This is a genomic window from Kitasatospora sp. NPDC091276 (genome assembly GCF_040684355.1).
Taxonomy (GTDB): domain Bacteria; phylum Actinomycetota; class Actinomycetes; order Streptomycetales; family Streptomycetaceae; genus Kitasatospora.
This window is the reverse complement of record NZ_JBFBFU010000017.1, coordinates 74,254-90,761: the sequence shown is the minus strand read 5'-3', so window position 1 is coordinate 90,761 and position 16,508 is coordinate 74,254. Positions and strand designations below refer to the sequence as shown.

The 16,508-nt window shown below is 73.8% G+C and carries 15 protein-coding genes; 8 read left to right on the top strand and 7 right to left on the bottom strand.

The genetic code is table 11. The features are described from left to right. Positions 1–18 precede the first annotated feature (18 nt). The gene (locus AB0O19_RS22015) at positions 19–870 is read right to left on the bottom strand and encodes a hypothetical protein (RefSeq protein WP_363621604.1); all 852 of its coding nucleotides are present in this window, start codon (positions 868–870) and stop codon (positions 19–21) included. A 306-nt stretch (positions 871–1,176) separates the two neighbouring features. On the opposite strand from AB0O19_RS22015, the gene bioB reads away from it, so the two are divergent. From bioB to AB0O19_RS21990, 5 genes are all read left to right on the top strand, one after another. Beyond that, positions 1,177–2,388: a biotin synthase BioB gene (gene bioB, locus AB0O19_RS22010; RefSeq protein ID WP_363621602.1), complete on the top strand. Its 1,212-nt coding sequence runs from the start codon at positions 1,177–1,179 to the stop codon at positions 2,386–2,388. Positions 2,389–2,410: 22 nt separating this feature from the next. Next, positions 2,411–3,715, top strand: coding sequence for an adenosylmethionine--8-amino-7-oxononanoate transaminase (locus tag AB0O19_RS22005; RefSeq protein ID WP_363621600.1), 1,305 nt, complete (start codon positions 2,411–2,413; stop codon positions 3,713–3,715). Further along, positions 3,712–4,470 carry a dethiobiotin synthase gene (gene bioD, locus AB0O19_RS22000; protein WP_363621598.1) on the top strand — a complete coding sequence of 253 codons (759 nt, stop codon included), beginning with the start codon at positions 3,712–3,714 and terminating at the stop codon, positions 4,468–4,470. The genes AB0O19_RS22005 and bioD overlap by 4 nt, the downstream gene beginning before the upstream one ends. A gap of 54 nt (positions 4,471–4,524) precedes the next feature. Then, positions 4,525–4,971: a hypothetical protein gene (locus tag AB0O19_RS21995; RefSeq protein WP_363586703.1), complete on the top strand. Its 447-nt coding sequence runs from the start codon at positions 4,525–4,527 to the stop codon at positions 4,969–4,971. A gap of 500 nt (positions 4,972–5,471) precedes the next feature. Further along, entirely contained in the window at positions 5,472–6,908 is a 1,437-nt protein-coding gene (locus tag AB0O19_RS21990; protein ID WP_363621596.1) for an aminopeptidase P family protein, read from the top strand. 124 nt (positions 6,909–7,032) lie between these two features. On the opposite strand, the gene AB0O19_RS21985 is transcribed toward AB0O19_RS21990, so the two are convergent. The 5 genes from AB0O19_RS21985 to paaK all read right to left on the bottom strand — a co-directional run bounded on the left by AB0O19_RS21985 (position 7,033) and on the right by paaK (position 11,713). Then, positions 7,033–7,623: a hypothetical protein gene (locus AB0O19_RS21985; protein WP_363621594.1), complete on the bottom strand. Its 591-nt coding sequence runs from the start codon at positions 7,621–7,623 to the stop codon at positions 7,033–7,035. 129 nt (positions 7,624–7,752) lie between these two features. After that, a complete protein-coding gene (locus AB0O19_RS21980) occupies positions 7,753–8,220 on the bottom strand; it encodes a GNAT family N-acetyltransferase (protein ID WP_363621592.1) in 468 nt (155 codons plus the stop codon). Between the two features lie 66 nt (positions 8,221–8,286). Then, on the bottom strand, positions 8,287–9,018 hold the full coding sequence (locus AB0O19_RS21975; RefSeq protein WP_363621590.1) for a 50S ribosomal protein L11 methyltransferase: 732 nt from the start codon (positions 9,016–9,018) through the stop codon (positions 8,287–8,289). A gap of 45 nt (positions 9,019–9,063) precedes the next feature. Next, entirely contained in the window at positions 9,064–10,089 is a 1,026-nt protein-coding gene (locus AB0O19_RS21970) for a substrate-binding domain-containing protein (RefSeq protein WP_363621588.1), read from the bottom strand. A gap of 367 nt (positions 10,090–10,456) precedes the next feature. Further along, on the bottom strand, positions 10,457–11,713 hold the full coding sequence (gene paaK / locus AB0O19_RS21965) for a phenylacetate--CoA ligase PaaK (protein ID WP_363586719.1): 1,257 nt from the start codon (positions 11,711–11,713) through the stop codon (positions 10,457–10,459). Positions 11,714–12,162: 449 nt separating this feature from the next. On the opposite strand from paaK, the gene AB0O19_RS21960 reads away from it, so the two are divergent. The 3 genes from AB0O19_RS21960 to AB0O19_RS21950 all read left to right on the top strand — a co-directional run bounded on the left by AB0O19_RS21960 (position 12,163) and on the right by AB0O19_RS21950 (position 15,432). Beyond that, positions 12,163–13,836 (top strand): hypothetical protein, encoded by a 1,674-nt coding sequence (locus AB0O19_RS21960; RefSeq protein WP_363621587.1) that lies wholly within the window; start codon positions 12,163–12,165, stop codon positions 13,834–13,836. A gap of 20 nt (positions 13,837–13,856) precedes the next feature. Next, positions 13,857–14,006: a hypothetical protein gene (locus AB0O19_RS21955; RefSeq protein ID WP_363586695.1), complete on the top strand. Its 150-nt coding sequence runs from the start codon at positions 13,857–13,859 to the stop codon at positions 14,004–14,006. 247 nt (positions 14,007–14,253) lie between these two features. Next, a complete protein-coding gene (locus AB0O19_RS21950; RefSeq protein WP_363586694.1) occupies positions 14,254–15,432 on the top strand; it encodes an ROK family protein in 1,179 nt (392 codons plus the stop codon). Positions 15,433–15,619: 187 nt separating this feature from the next. On the opposite strand, the gene AB0O19_RS21945 is transcribed toward AB0O19_RS21950, so the two are convergent. Continuing rightward, on the bottom strand, positions 15,620–16,393 hold the full coding sequence (locus tag AB0O19_RS21945) for a GntR family transcriptional regulator (protein ID WP_363586693.1): 774 nt from the start codon (positions 16,391–16,393) through the stop codon (positions 15,620–15,622). Positions 16,394–16,508 lie beyond the last annotated feature (115 nt).

The window sequence follows — 16,508 nt, the reverse complement described above, 5'->3', positions numbered from 1 at the left end:
GGGGGGGCCGGCGCGGCGTCACATCCAGACGAACGGCGCGCCCGCCGCGTAGGAGAGCGCGCGGGTCGCCTCCTCCAGGGTCTGCTCGGTGGTGAGCGCCGGGCCCGACGATGTCGCGGCCGGGGTGGACGCGGTGCCGGGGCCGGGCGTGCGGGCCTCGCTGAGCCGGGAGCTCGCCACCGTCACGTAGTGCCCGACCGCCTCGACCCGCGGCTCCGCCGACTTGGGCCCGCCGGACGACGGCGCGGGGGCGGCGTTGGTGTCCGGAAGGATGAAGGCGAGCGCGCCGGGCTTGCCGCGCAGGGTGTCGGCGGCCCGGGTGGCGGCGGCCTGGTCGCCGAAGCGCAGGACGGTGACGCTGCTGAGCACCGGGCGGTCCTGGCCGGTGAAGCTGACGGTCAGGTAGGCCTGGCAGCCGGTGTCCTTGAGCAGTTCCTGGGTGCGGTCCTGCAGCACCTCGGTGCAGTTGCCGCCCTGCCGGATGCCGTTGCGCCGGGCCTTGTAGGCGCCGACCTCGACCGGGCGCTGAGGCGGGAAGAAGGTGTCCGCGTTGAGCCCCTCGGGGTCGGTGCGCGGCGGCGGGGTGCCGACCACCGGGGGCGTCCTGGCCGCATCCTTGGTGGACGGGCCGAGCCCGGGTATGTAGTCGCCGGGCATCGGGCGGGTGATGATCCATCCGCCGGCGGCCACCACTCCCACCACGACGACCCAGCCCACCGCCCGGCGGGCCGTCAACCGCCTGCCCCTGCCGCCGCCCCGACTACCGATCAGGTCCGTGCCCGCGCCGGCGGGGGCCCCGCCGGTCCGCCGCACTGCCTGGCCGTTCTGGCCCTCTCCCGGAGTCGGGGTGCGCTCCCCCTGCGTGGTCATGGCGCAGATTCTAAGCAACCGTCGGGTGGCGTGGATCACTGGGTGGGCGGTTGCCGGTCACCGCCGCGCGCGGGCGTCCGCGACCGTCCGGCACGCGTACCGGCGACCGCCCTGCGCCGGCCTCCCCGGCCCTTCGCCGCGACCACCGCCTACCGGCCGGTAACCTCCGATTCGTACCGGCGTCAAGCTCGTGACCAGCGGCGACACCGTGAGCTTCGACACTGTGGCAAGTGGCACATCCTTCCGCCGATCTTCTGGCGGGTTTCCTCTGGCGCCATTCAAGCGCCACCAGGCAGGATCGGCCCCATGGATCTGCTCGATACCCTCACCGCCAAGGGCCTGCGCGGCGAAGTCCCGACCCGCGAGGAGGCGCTGGCCGTCCTCGCCACCACCGACGACGAGCTGCTGGACGTCGTCGCCGCGGCCGGCAAGGTCCGCCGGAGGTGGTTCGGCCGGCGCGTGAAGCTCAACTACCTGGTGAACCTCAAGAGCGGGCTCTGCCCGGAGGACTGCAACTACTGCTCGCAGCGGCTGGGCTCCAAGGCCGAGATCCTCAAGTACACCTGGCTCAAGCCCGACCAGGCCGCCGAGGCGGCCCGGGCCGGGGTGGCCGGCGGCGCCAAGCGCGTGTGCCTGGTCGCCAGCGGCCGCGGCCCGACGGACCGTGACATCGACCGGGTCACCGACACCATGGCCGCCATCCAGGAGGCCGACCCCGAGGTCGAGATCTGCGTCTGCCTCGGCCTGCTCTCCGACAACCAGGCGGAGCGGCTGAAGGCGGCCGGCGCCGACGCCTACAACCACAACCTCAACACCTCCGAGAAGACCTACGGCGACATCACCACCACCCACACCTACGCGGACCGGGTGGACACCGTGAAGAAGGCGCACGGCGCGGGCCTGTCCGCCTGCTCCGGCCTGATCGCCGGCATGGGCGAGAGCGACGAGGACCTGGTCGACGTGGTGTTCGCGCTGCGCGAGCTCGGCTCGGACTCCGTCCCGGTCAACTTCCTGATCCCGTTCGAGGGCACGCCGCTCGCCAAGGAATGGAACCTCACCCCGCAGCGCTGCCTGCGCATCCTGGCGATGGTCCGCTTCGTCAACCCGGACACCGAGGTGCGGATCGCCGGCGGCCGCGAGGTGCACCTGCGCTCGATGCAGCCGCTCGGCCTGCACCTCGCCAACTCCATCTTCCTCGGTGACTACCTGACCAGCGAAGGCCAGGCCGGGCAGACCGACCTCGACATGATCAAGGACGCCGGGTTCGAGGTCGAGGGCGCCGGCGAGGCCACCCTGCCCCGCCACCGCGCGGACGTCGCGGCGGCCTCCTCCGCCGCGTCGGCCTGCGGCAGCGGCGGCGGCTGCGGCCCGTGCGGCGGGCACGCGCACGCCCCGGCCTCGGAGGACACCCCTGCGTCGGCCGCGGAGGACACCGACGCCTCGGACGGGGAGCTGCGCAGCGACCTCGTCAAGGTCCGGCTGCGCGGCGCCGGCACCGAACTCGCGCCCAATGCCTGATAGTTCTGGAGACTGACGCATCATGCCCCAGCTGTCCGCGGACACGCTGCTCGCCCTCGACCGCGCCCACGTCTGGCACCCGTACGGGCCGATGCCCGGCACCGCCACCCCGTACGTGGTCGAATCCGCCTCGGGGGTCCGGCTGCGCCTCGCCGAGCCCGTCGCGGGCGGGCGGCGCGAGCTCGTCGACGGGATGTCGTCCTGGTGGGCGGCCATCCACGGCTACCGGCACCCGGTGCTGGACGAGGCCGTGCGCGAGCAGCTGGGGCGGATGAGCCACGTCATGTTCGGCGGGCTCACCCACGAGCCCGCCGTCCGGCTGGCGGCGACGCTGGTCGAGATCACGCCCGAGCCGCTGCAACACGTCTTCCTCGCCGACTCGGGCTCGGTGGCCGTCGAGGTCGCGATGAAGATGTGCCTCCAGTACTGGCAGTCCACCGGCCGCCCGGCCAAGCGCCGGCTGCTGACCTGGCGCGGCGGGTACCACGGCGACACCTTCCACCCGATGTCCGTCTGCGATCCGGACGGCGGCATGCACCACCTGTGGGGCGGGGTGCTGCCCGGGCAACTGTTCGCCCCGCAGCCGCCGGCCGGGTTCGACGCCCCGCTCGACGCCGGGTACGCGGCCGAGTTCGAGGAGTTGATGGCCCGGCACGCCGACGAGCTGGCCGCCGTCATCGTCGAACCGGTGGTGCAGGGCGCCGGCGGGATGCAGTTCCACTCCCCCGCCTACCTGCGGATGCTGCGCGAACTCTGCGACCGGTACGGGGTGCTGCTCGTCTTCGACGAGATCGCCACCGGATTCGGCCGCAGCGGCGCGCTGTTCGCCGCCGACCACGCGGGCGTCTCGCCGGACGTGATGTGCCTGGGCAAGGCGCTCACCGGCGGCTACCTGACCCTCGCCGCCGCGCTGTGCACCGGCGAGATCGCCGACGGCATCAGCCGCGGCGAGATGCCGGTGCTCGCGCACGGGCCGACCTTCATGGGCAACCCGCTGGCCTGCGCGGCCGCCAACGCCTCGCTGGAGCTGCTGCTGGGCCAGGACTGGACGGTCGGGGTCAAGCGCATCGAGGCCGGGCTGGCCGACGGGCTCGCGGCCGCCGCCGGCCTCCCGGGCGTCCGGGACGTCCGGGTCCAGGGCGCCATCGGCGTCGTCCAGTTGGACCACCCGGTGAACGTCCCGGCGGCCACCGAGGCGGCCGCCCGGGCCGGCGTCTGGCTGCGGCCCTTCCGGGACCTGATCTACACCATGCCCCCCTACGTGACGGAGGACGAGGACGTGGCACGCATCGCCGCCGCCGTGACCGCTGCGGCGGTGGCCGGATGAGCGCCCGCATCCTGTTCGTGACGGGCACCAACACGGACGTCGGCAAGACCGTCGCCACCGCAGCCCTCGCCTCGGCGGCGCTGCGCGGCGGGCAGAAGGTCGCCGTGCTCAAGCCCGGGCAGACCGGCGTCGCGCCGGGCGAGCCCGGGGACGCGGCCGAAGTCCGGCGCTTGGCAGGCGATCTGACGATCCGTGAACTCGTCCGCTACCCGGAGCCGCTGGCGCCCGACACCGCCGCCCGGCGGGCCGGGATGCCCTTCCTCTCCCCCGCCGAGGTGGCCACCGCCGTCGCCGAACTGGCCGCCGCGCACGACCTGGTCCTGGTCGAGGGCGCGGGCGGGCTGCTCGTCCGCTACGACGACGAGGGCCGCACCCTCGCCGACCAGGCCCGGGCCGTCCTGGACGCCGGGTTGCCGGCCGAGGTCCTGCTCGTCGCCTCCGCCGGGCTGGGCACGCTGAACATCGTCGCGCTCTCGGCGGAGGCCCTGACTTTGCGTCAACTCCCCCTCGCGGGCGTGGTCGTCGGCTCCTGGCCCTCCTCCCCCGGGCTCGCCGAACGGTGCAACCTCGCCGACCTGCCGCGCTCGGCCGGCGCCCCGCTGCTCGGCGCCCTGCCGGAACGCGCCGCAGCCGCCGCGGACTTCGCCGCCCTCGCGCTCGCCTCGCTGGCCCCGGAGCTGGGCGGCAGCTGGGACGCGAAGCACTTCGCGCACACCCATCGGCCCGAACAGGCCCCGCTTCGCTCGAAGGGGTGATTCCGGCGCCCGAACCCTGGGTTCGGACGCTACGGGCTCAATACCGTTCCTCCCATGACAGACGGGATGACGGTAGACGAGTCTCTTCGGGCCCTGGCCGCCCTGGAGGCTGCGTGGAAGGACGACGACGAGGCGCTGTCCGCCCTCGCCGCGGGCGGTGCGGACGAGCGGTCGCTCCCGGCGCTGGTCGCCGCGTACGGCGAGCACGCGATGGACACCCTGATGGCCCTGGCCTTCGGCCTGCGGTCCACCATGAGCGACGAGGAGATCGCCGAACTCTCCGACGCGGTGAGCTCCAACATCGGCGCCCGGATGAGCGCCCTGCTCACCCAGGCCCTGAAGACCTGGGGCGCCCTCGCGCCCCCGGACGACCTGGCGGTGACCAAGGCCATCGCCCGCGCGGTGATCGACTCCATGCGCGCCGTGACCGAGGACCCGAGCCAGACCGAGGTCCTCCCCCTGCTGGCCACCTTCCGCACCTACGCCCTCAACGGCGCCTGACACCGGAACCTCGGCGCGGGCTTCGAGACCTCTCGAAGCCCGCGCCGTCATGTCTGCACCCTCATCCAGCCTGCGGCGAGCGCGAATCCACCCGTCGAGGAGGCGAAGAGGATAAGGACGAACACCAAGGCACTCGCCGCGGTGGGAACACGCTCAGGAATCGCGAGGAAAACCACACCCGCGAGCGCGAAACTCCCGATGGCGATGGCGCCGGAGGCGATTACGGTCGCATTCCCCTGCGGAGGACGACGACCAGCCGCTCGATGACGTCCTACCAGCCGGGTCCGGTCGGGGTGGTGTACTTGATCCAGGCCGCCGGGTGGCGTTGTCGTTGCGCAGGTGGAAGGCCTGGCCGCCAGGCAGGTCGGCCGGTTCCGCGAGGCGTCTACCCCTTCTCTTCGAACTCTGCACGATATACCGTACATAACGCTTGTTACGTACCGGGCAGGTCAGCGTAGCGAAGCACCTCGCATCCACCACCCTCACCTGGAGAGTCTGCTGTGACCGAACCCGCCGAGACCATCAAGTACCGGAAGAACGGCCTCACCCGCGGCGTCACGGACGAGCTCGCCGAGCACATGAAGCAGGGCTGGGCCGACACCGAGCGCAGCGCCCTGGAGCCGATCCCGCAGGCCGCGCACACGGCCCGCCGCCGCGCCGAGCTGTCCGCGGCCTTCCCCGGCGAGCTGCTGGTGATCCCGTCCGGCAACCCGAAGGTGCGGGCCAACGACACCGACTACCCGTTCCGCCCGTCCTCCGACTACGTCTACCTGACCGGCGACCAGTCCCAGGACGCCGTGCTGGTCCTGGAACCGACCGGCGACACCGGCCACCGGGCCACCGTCTACCTGCGCGACCGTTCCCGGACCGACAACGGCGAGTTCTGGCTGGACAACCACGGCGAGCTGTGGGACGGCCGCCGCAACAGCCTGACCGAGAACGAGCAGCTGCTCGGCCTGCCCTGCCGGGACGTCCGCACCGTCCACGCCGATCTGCGCGCGGCCACCGGCCCGGTGCGCGTGCTGCGCCGCCACGACGCGGGCGTGGAGCAGTCCCTCCAGGGCCTGGCCGTCGCCGAGCGGGACGCGGAGTTCGAGGTCTTCCTGTCCGGACTGCGCCTGGTCAAGGACGAGTTCGAGATCGCCGAGCTGCGCTTCGCCTGCGAGGCCACCGCCCGCGGCTTCGAGGACGTGGTGCGCATCCTCGGCACCGACACCGAGACCCCCGAGCGGCTGATCGAGGGCACCTTCTTCGTCCGGGCCCGGATCGAGGGCAACGACATCGGCTACGGCACCATCGCCGCTGCCGGTCCGCACGCCACCACCCTGCACTGGGTGCGCAACAACGGCCACGCCAAGCCCGGCGACCTCCTGCTGCTCGACGCCGGCGTGGAGACCAACCGCCTGTACACCGCCGACGTCACCCGCACCCTCCCGGTCAGCGGCCGCTTCACCGACCTGCAACGCAAGGTCTACGACGCGGTGTTCGCGGCACAGGAAGCCGGCATCGCCGCGGTGAAGCCCGGCGCCGACTTCCGCGACTTCCACCACGCCGCCCAGCGCGAGCTGGCCGAACACCTCACCTCCTGGGGCCTGTTCGGCGACCTCACCGCCGACAAGGTGTACGAGCTGGGCCTGCACCGCCGCTTCACCCTGGCCGGCACCGGCCACATGCTCGGCCTCGACGTCCACGACTGCGCCCACTCGCGCACCGAGGAGCACGTCGACGGCCCGCTGAAGCCGGGCATGGTGCTCACCGTCGAGCCGGGCATCTACTTCCAGCAGAACGACCTGACGGTGCCCGAGGAGTACCGCGGCACCGGCGTCCGGATCGAGGACGACATCCTGGTCACGGAGGACGGCAACGAGAACCTGTCGGCCGGCCTCCCCCGCACCTCCACCGAGGTCGAGGCCTGGCTCGCCGAACTGCGCGGCTGAGCCCCGGAACGACAGCTGCGGCACCCGGGAACGCCCGGGTGCCGCACGTCGCGGTGCCGCGTGCAGAGCGTGAGGCGTCAGAGTGTCGGCAGCGGTTCGTCGAGCCCCGGCTCGCGCCCCTCGGTCAACCAGAAGACGTAGCCCCGCAGGTAGTCCTCCAACCCGTCGTCCAGGTACGCCGCGTACCCGCGCAACGCCTCGGGGTCGTTGCGCCCGTCGGTGTCGGCCAGTTCGGCGGCGATCCACTCCCGGACGGCGTCCCGCCCGTGCCACCACGCCGGACGGTCTCCGGCGTCCAGTAGTCGTCGCCGTCGCAGTTGAAGCCGCCGATCGGCTCCATCTGGGCGACCCCGACGAGGGCCGCCAACTCCCGGAGTCCGCCCGGCTGGCGGTAGACGAACTCGCAGTGCTCCTCGCCGGAGAGGACGTGCGCGGGCAGGTAGAACGGCCCGTTGAGGCCGGTGTCCGTCATCCCGGCGTAGAACGGTCCGGGCACGCCCAGCCGGCTCCGGTCCTCCCAGCGCCCGTCACCGACCCCGCCGCCGGAGAGCCGGACGGCCGACAGCGGGTCCCAGTAGGCGACTTCGTCCCAGGGCCCGTCGGCGGGGTAGTTCAGCAGATCGCCGTGGAACCGCTCCAGCGACCGCTGGAGCCCGTCCTCGAAGGCCTCATCGTCGAAGTCCGGCCGACGGAACCACCGCCTCGGCATTCGCATACGTCCCACGGTATCGACCGTCGCGCGCCCTCCTCCCGCCGCCAGGGCAGGTCCCGGCGGGCTGCGGCTACTTCAGCTTCCCCAGCGCCGTCCCCACCCGCTGGACGGCGTCCACGGACGGGGGCGGGATCAGGCGGTCAGCGGCTTGACCCAGCGGCTCCACTGCGGCTCGGGGCGGTAACCGGCGGCCTCCCAGGTGCGGTGGCCGAGGGCGTTGTCGTCCAGCACCATGGCGTCCGCGCGTCGGCCGCCGAGCGCGGCGAAGCGCTCCTCGGCGGCGGCGAGCAGGGCGGCGCCGATGCCCCGGCGGCGGTGGTCGGGGTCGACGGCGAGCCGGTAGAGGTGGCAGCGCCAGCCGTCCCAGCCGGCGATCACGGTGCCGAGGACGGCGGCCGGGTCGCCCGCCGGGGTGGCGACGATCAGGCACTCCGGGTCCCGCGCGAGCAGCGCGGCCACACCTGGGGCGTCGTCCGTGATACTGGCGCCCTTCGCCGCCCGGGCCCAGAGGGCGAGGAGGGCGGGGATGTCGTCAGGGGTGGCGGTGCGCAGGGCGATCTCGTCGGGGGCAGCGGCGCACGGGGCGGTCTCGTCGGTCATGGCGGCCTGTCTAGCAGGCGGTTCCGCCCGGCGGCCGGGAATTCCGCAGCGTGGACGGACGGGCCGTCAGCCCAGCCGCCACACCGTGGTGGTCTTGACGGCGGTGTCCTCCAGGTCGGCGACGACCGGCACCTGGTAGGCGGCGAGCGCGGTGAACCGCTCCCGGGGCAGGTAGGCCCGGCCGGGGTCGCCGACGATGACGGTGGCGCCGCGCGCGGCGGCCCGTTCCAGGAAGGGCAGGAAGCGGGCGGCCATGGCCCGTTCGTAGAAGACGTCGCCGGCGAGCACCACGTCGGCCGGGGCGCCGTCGCCGTCCACCAGGTCCACCAGGGCGGCCTCCACGCGCACGCCGTTGGCCTCGGCGTTGAGGCCGATGGCGGCCACCGCGTAGGCGTCGATCTCGGCGGCGCGCACGGACGCGGCGCCGCTCAGCGCGGCCGCGACGGCGACCACCCCGCCCCCGGCGGCCACGTCGAGCACCGCCCGCCCGGCCACCAGCTCGGGGTGGTCCAGCACGTGGCGGGCGACGGCCACCCCGCCCGCCCAGGCGAACGCCCAGAACGGCGGCGGCAGTCCGACCTCCCCCCGCGCCCGCTCGGTGGTCTCCCACAGGGTGATCGCGTCCTCGGCCATGTGCAGGCCGACCTCGGGGACGAACGGGACGGGCTTCAGCTCGGTCTCGCGCCGGATGAAGGCGAGGTCGGCCTCCGACTGATCGGCCTCCGACTGGTGGGGATCCGGCTGATCGGTCTCCGGCTGATCGGTCTCCGGCTTGAGAGTGCGCAGCTCACTCGGCATCTCCGCAGCATAGGGCCCGCGCGGGGGTGCTCACGCCCGCCGCAGCTACTGGAGGCCGGCCGCGGAACAGGCGGCGGCGTAGTCCGGCGTGCAGATCTGGGCGACGGTGAAGAGGCCGTCGGCGACCACGGTGGCCTTGATGTTGTCCTTGGTGAGCGCGACCGGGGCGATCAGGCCGGCCGGCACCTTGTCGCTGCTGCCGCTGGTCACCGTGGTCGGCACGAGGGCGCCACCGAATTCCTGGCCGTAGGCCAGGTCGACGGCCAGTTGCGCGGCCACGTCGGCCTCCGACTTGAAGGGCTTGTAGACCGACATGGCCTGGGTGCCCGCCAGGATCCTTCGCACGCCGTCGAGTTGGAAGTCCTGGCCGGTCAGCGGGACACTCAGGCCGGACGCCTCGGAATCGGACGCGCTGGGGGCGGCAGCGTTGGGGTCGACCGCGTTGGGATCGGCAGCGCTGGGGTCGGCAGCGCTGGGGGCGGCAGCGCTGGGGTCGGCAGCGTTGGAATCGGCGGGCGAGCCGCTGGTCGTGATCGTCTCGCCGCCGTCCGCCGTGCCGTCCACCGCCGCCGCGGCCTGGCCCCGCAGTTCGACGACCTTGCGGTTGTCGAAGGACACGTAGGCGTCGACCGGCCCCTGGGCGAGGCGGTCGTAGGCGACCACCTTGACGCCCGCGTCGTGCGCCTTCTGGATCGACGCCTGGATCGACTTGGCGTCCACCGCGTCCAGGATCAGCACCTTGGCGCCCTTCTTCACGGCGGCGTCGATCTGGGTCTGCTGGACGGCGGTGTCCTGGCCGGCGTTGTAGTAGTCGATCTGCGCGTCCGGCGCCAGCTCCTTGATCTTCTTCTCGATCAGCGGCCGGTCGAACTGCTCGTAGCGGGTCGTCGTGGCCTCCGGCAGCAGCAGGGCTATCCGCCCGGCTCCCCTCCCGGCCGCAGCTGGGAGGGGCGCCGGGCCGCCGCCGGAGCCGCCGCTGGACGACTGCAACGCGCTGTCGCAGGACGCCGCGCCCAGGCCGAGGGAAATCGCTGCGGTCACCGCGAGGACGCGGCGCAGCCCGATGCTCATGAGGATGCCTTTCCGATTGGTTGGGTCCACCCCTCTTTCGTTCGAGTCTGGGAACCTTCGGCCGCGACCACGATCCCGGTGCGCCGAATGGGTCTCAAGCTTCCGTCGGCGGGTGTCCGTCAAAAGGCGTCCGTCAAAAGGCGCCCGCGAGGCGGAGGCTGGCGGGACGGCAGGCAGCGGCCGGGGGCCAGCGGGACGGCGGGACGGCAGGCAGCGGCCGGGGGCCAGCGGGACGGCGGGACGGCAGGCAGCGGCCGGGGGCCGGCGGGACGGCGGGACGGCGATAGACGCCGGAGGCGTAGGGCATCCCCCCCCCGGACAGCCCTACGCCTCCGGCAGGCCCCAGGGCTGCGGGCCCCCGTCGGCCTCACCCCCGTTCGTCGACCACCCGCCGGATCTTCCCGACCGAACGCTCCAGCGCGTACGGCTCCACCACCTCGACCGCGACCGTGACGCCCACCCCATCCTTGACCCCCCGGACGATCGCCTCCCGCGCCGCCGCCCGCTGCTCGGCCGGGGCGTCCGGCCGCGCCTCGACCCGGACGGTCATGCGGTCCAGCCGCCCCTGCCGGGTGAGCCTCAGCTGGAAGTGCGGCGCGACGCCCGGGGTCCGCAGCAGGACCTCCTCGATCTGGGTCGGGAAGACGTTCACCCCACGCAGGATGATCATGTCGTCGCTGCGCCCGGTGACCTTCTCCATCCGTCGGAAGGCCGGGCGCGCGGTGCCGGGCAGCAGCCGGCTGAGGTCGCGGGTGCGGTAGCGGATGACCGGCAGCGCTTCCTTGGTGAGCGAGGTGAAGACCAGTTCGCCGCTCGCGCCGTCGGGCAGCACCTGGTCGGTGAACGGGTCCACGATCTCCGGGTAGAAGTGGTCCTCCCAGATGTGCAGCCCGTCCTTGGTCTCCACGCACTCCTGCGCGACGCCGGGGCCGACCACCTCGGAGAGGCCGTAGATGTCGACGGCGTGCAGGTCGAGCCGGTCCTCGATCTCGCGCCGCATCTCCTCCGTCCACGGCTCGGCACCGAAGATGCCGATGCGCAGCGAGGTGCTGCGCGGGTCGACGCCCTGCTTCTCGAACTCGTCGAGCAGGGTGAGCAGGTAGGAGGGGGTGACCATGATGATCTCGGGACGGAAGTCCTGGATCAGCTGCACCTGCCGGGCCGTCATGCCGCCGGAGGCCGGGATGACGGTGCAACCGGCCCGCTCGGCGCCGTAGTGCGCGCCCAGGCCGCCGGTGAACAGCCCGTAGCCGTACGCGATGTGCACCTTGTGCCCGGGCCTGCCGCCAGCCGCGCGGATCGACCGGGCGACCACGTCGGCCCACATCGACAGGTCGTGCTCGGTGTAGCCGACGACGGTCGGGCGCCCGGTGGTGCCGCTGGAGGCGTGGAGCCGGCGGACCCGCTCCATCGGGACGGCGAACATGCCGAACGGGTAGCCCTCACGCAGGTCGGCCTTGGTGGTGAAGGGGAAGCGGGCGAGGTCGGCCAGGGTGCGACAGTCCTCGGGGCCGACGCCGGCCGCGTCGAACTTGCGGCGGTACAGCTCGACGTTGTCGTACGCGTGACGCAGGGTGGCCCGGAGGCGGGTGAGCTGGTGGGCGCGCAGCTCGTCGACGCCCATCCGCTCGCCGGCGTCCAGCAGCGCGGGCGGGATCGGCTCACCCAGGCGCCGGGCGGGTACTTCGCCGCAGGCGGGCTCTTCACCGTGGACGGGCTCTTCACCGTGGACGGGCTCTTCGCCGTAGACGGGCTCTTCGCCGTACGGGCGCGGGGCGGGTGCGCTGCCGGTCATCGTCGCTCCTCCGCAGGTCGGCCGGGACGGGTGCGCCGACCGATCGTTCGGTCAGGGCGACCTCCACGCCAAGTAACCCAGCGCCCGTACCGGCTGTCAAGGGGTCGCACACCGGATCCGGAATGCGAAGTTCCGACCACTTCGGGTGGAGATCGGACACCCACCTTGGCTGTCCGATATGAAAATCATTACAGAAGTTTGACCCGTGCACGGCATCACCCGGCCCGACCACGTGGTTCAGTAGTGCGGCTTCTCCCCCGCACCCCGGAGTGATCACCGTGCCCACGACTCCAGCCCTGGTCAGCGCGCTGCGCGAACTCGGCGACCGACCCGCCGTCGTCGCCGACGGGCGCGCAATCAGCGGCATCGGCCTGCTGCTTGGCGTCTCCCCGCCGGGCGGCCTGCCCCGGGCCCTCGCCCAGCGCGTCGCCGCCCACGCCGCGCTGCCGCCCTCCGCCGCCCGCACCGCCGAACAGCGGCTGCGGCACTGGGCGGGCGTCCTCGGCCCGCCGCCCATCCGGCACACCGTGCTCCACCCCGCCACCGACCTCGCCGTCGAACTCGCCCTCGCCACCCTGCTCGCCGGCGGCACCGTCCACTGCGGCGACCCCCGGCAGGACCCCGAGCGGCAGCTCGTCGACCTCGCCGCCAGCGCCGCCACCCACCTCAGCCTGCCCTCCACCCTGCTGTGGCGCCTCAGCCGCCACCCCGACCTGGCCGACCACGACCTCGGCGCCCTGCGGCTCGTCCTGCACGTCGGCCCCGAACCCCGACAGGACGACGTGTACGCCGCCGTCGACGCGCTCGGCGCCGTCCTCGCCCACGTCCGCGCCCCGCACAGCCACGCCGAAGCCGCCGACCGGCGACTGCGCACCGCCGCCGACGCCGCCGACGCCATCGCCTGGAAGCACGCCATAGGCGTCACCGCCGAACAGGTCCAGGCCTTCGGCACCCACCTCGACCACGCCGTACTGTCCGCGCTGCTGCTGACCCTCCAACAGAGCGGAGTCCTCACCGACCCCGGGCGCGGACACACCGAGGCCGAGATCCTCGCCGCAGCCCTCGTCACCCCCGCCCAGCGGCCCCGGGTCGGCCGCTGGCTCGACGCCCTCACCCGGCACGGCCTGATCACCCGGCACGGCGACGTCCACTACGGCCGACCCGAACTCACCGCGGCCGAGGTCCGGGAGGCCTGGCGGCCCGCCGTCGAGGCCTGGAACGACGGACTCGGCCCGGTCGCCGCCCTGGACCGGATCCGGCGCGGCGCACTACGGCTGCCCCGGCTGATCACCGGCGAGGAGGCACCCCGCCCGGCCGCCGCCCCGATCCGCTGGACGGCCGCCCGCGGCTACCTCGGCGCCGCCCTCGGCGCGCTGGTCCGCGGCATCGCCGAGACCCACGACGGGCCGCAGCCGCTGCGCATCCTCGAACTCGGCCAGGACGACGCCGACTCCACCGTCGCCCGGGCCCTCGCCACCCGGCCCCGCCCCGGCGCCGACCACCACCAGCTGCCCGACGGCGGCCGCTACGACCTCGTCGTCGCCACCGTGACCGGCCACCCGAACACCGTCGTCCCGGAGCTGGTCGACCAGCTCGCGCCCGGTGGGCAGCTGCTGCTGCTCGCGCCCACCGGCGAACAGCTCGACCTGCTGATCACGGGGGACGCCGAGGCCCGCACCGACTCCCCAACCTTCCCCGCCTCCCCTGTCCACCCTGCCGCCCCTGTCCACCCTGCCGGTCCCGCCTTCCCGGTCTCCGCCGTCCACCCTGCCGGTCCCGCCTTCCCGGTGTCCCCCGCTGCCCCCGGCTTCCCCGCCTTCCCGGCGCTCCCCGCCGAGCGCTGGCGGGCCGCCCTCACCTCCGCCGGCTGCCCGACCGTCCTCGCGCTGCCCGAGGACGGGCACCCGATGGGACTGCTCGGGCAACGGCTGTTCGCGGCGCGGATGCCCTGAGCCGCCGCTACCATCGGGCCGTGCCCGACTCCCCCGTGGCGGCCGGCTCCGTGCTCAGCGCCCTGTCGGCCGGCTCCCGGCTGAGCCTCGGCTCGCTGTTCTCCGCCCGTTCCCGCTGGTCGGTACGGTCCCGGCGGCCCGGCGGCGGGCGGCCGGTGGCCGGGCCGTGAAGCCCGGGTCGTGCACCACCACCCGATGCGTACCATTTCGATACCGAAGCCTGGATGAGCTGCAAGGATTCTCGCCCAGCGGGCCCACCCCCGGGTAGGCTCCGCTTGTCCTCCGGCCCTGGCGCAGGCGGCCCCGCGCCGCCGTGCCGCGTTCCGGGGGTGGCACACCCCCGCGGGCCATTCGGTGGGCACCGCGCACTCGACACCGCGCGCCAGGGCAGTCGCGCGAACGGCGAAGGGCATCGCATTGGCGGATCGGCTCACCGGAGGAGACTCCTCGCTGCTGCGGCGGATCAACGCGGCGGTCACGCTTCGGGCGCTGCGGACCGGCCACTCCGTGACCCTCACCCAGCTCGTCGGCGAGACCGGGCTCTCCCGCCCGACCGTCGAGGGCGTCATCGAGGGTCTGGTCGAAACCGGGCTGGTCGCCGAGGTCGACCAGCCCAAGGAGGACGGCCAGCCCGGCACCGGCCGGCGCGGCCGACCGGCCCGCTGGTTCCGCTTCCGCGCCGAGGCCGGACACATCCTCGGCATCGAGGTCGGCGTGCACGACATCCACGTCATCCTCGCCGACCTCACCGGCGAGGTGGTGGGCAGTCACTTCAAGCCGGTCGACGAGACCCTGGACGCCGAGGACCGGCTCGCCGCCGTCCGCACCGCCGTCGCCGAGGTCCTGCGCAAGGCCGGCATCTCCCGCGACAACCTCTGGGCCGTCGGCATCGGCACCCCCGGCATCGTCGACCGCGACGGCACCATCCAACTCGGCACCGCCATGCCCGGCTGGACCGGCCTCGACCTCGGCGCCCGGCTTCGGCGCTCCTTCCGCTGCCCCGTCCTGATCGAGAACGACGCCAACCTCGCCGCCATCGCCGAACACTGGCAGGGCGCGGCGGTCGGCGCCGGTGACGTCGTCTTCGTCATGGCAGGCCTCAGCCCCGGCGCCGGCTCCCTCATCAACGGCAGGCTGCACCGCGGCTACGGCGGGGCGGCCGGCGAGATCGGCGCCCTCCACCTGCTCGGCCAGGAGGTCACCCCCGAGCGGCTCCTCTCCACCACCGGCAAGCCGCTCAACCCGCTCGACGAGGCCGCCGTCGCCCGCGTCCTGCGGCTCGCCAGGGAGGGCGACGAGGTCGCGAAGGTCGCCATGGACCGCTTCCTCACCCGCCTGGTCCAGGGCGTCGCCGCGCTCGTCCTCGCCATCGACCCGCAGCTCGTCGTGATCGGCGGCTGGGCGGCCGGCCTCGACGGCGTCCTGGAACCGCTGCGCGAGCGCCTCGCCCAGTTCACCCTCCGCGCGCCCGAGGTGGCGCTCGCCGCGCTCGGCTCCGAGGTCGTGGCGATGGGCGCGCTCCGCGTCGCCCTCGACCACGTCGAGGACCAGCTGTTCGCCGTCGACCCGCCGACCACCGGCAACGGCCGCGCCTGACGGGCCCGGACCGCCCCGCCCTGGGTTGAACCCGGGGCGGCGGTCCGGACCCAGCTCCGCCCGGGCAGCGATCCGGACCCAGCTCCGCCCGGACCACTCCGCCCACAGAACTCAACCCACACAACGGCCGAGGCCCGGAGGCCAGTTGGGCGTCCGGGCCTCGGTCTGAGGGTGTCGGAAAAGTGGTTCAGGAGGCGGTGCGGACCTCGGCCGCAGCGCCGACCGGGGTGACCTCGACCAGCCCGGTCGAGCCGAAGGTCAGCTTGCAGGTGTCGGCCCGGTAGGTGGCGACGGCGAGCGCCACCAGGCGGCCGGCCGACGCGTACTGGGTGGTCATCACCAGCACCGGCGAACCGGGCGGGCGCTCCAGCAGGGCGGCCTCGTCGGCCTCGGCGACACCCAGCTCGACCGCGCGGGACTCGCCGTCCACCTCCAGCCGCTCCAGCTGGCGCAGCACCGAGCGGGCCCGGTCGCTCTCTGCCCGGAAGCCGGGCAGGTGCGGCAGCGCGGCGGCCGGCACGTGCAGCGACTCGGTGGCCACCGCCCGGCCCTCCACCAGGCGTACCCGGCGGACGGTGTGCACGGTGGCGCCCTCGGCGATGCCGAGGCCCTTGGCCAGCTGCGCCGGGGCGGGGGCGGTGGTGCAGTCGACCGTCCGCCAGGCGTGGCTGCGGCCGACGCCGGGCCAGCCCTCCTCCTGCCGGTTGACCGGGACGCCGACCCGCGGGGCGGCGATCAGGGTGCCGATCCCCCGGCGACGCACCAGGCGACCCTCCAGCTCCAGCTGGTCGAGGGCCTGCCGCAGGGTCGCCCGGGCGACCCCGAAGCGGGCGGAGAGCTCGCGCTCGTTGGGCAGGACCTGGCCGGTGGAGAACTCCGAGTCGATGGCCCGCAGCAGCACCGTGCGCAGGTGCCAGTACTTCGGTTCCGGCACCGCCGAAAGCTGTCCAGTCGTCCCCACCGTGTCCTCCACCCTGCTTCGTCCACCCTGCGGTAAGGAGGGCGGATCCCGGGCCCGCTGTCCGCGGATGCGGCAGGTGGGAGAGCGGGCTTTTATCCGTCCTTCTTTATTAAAG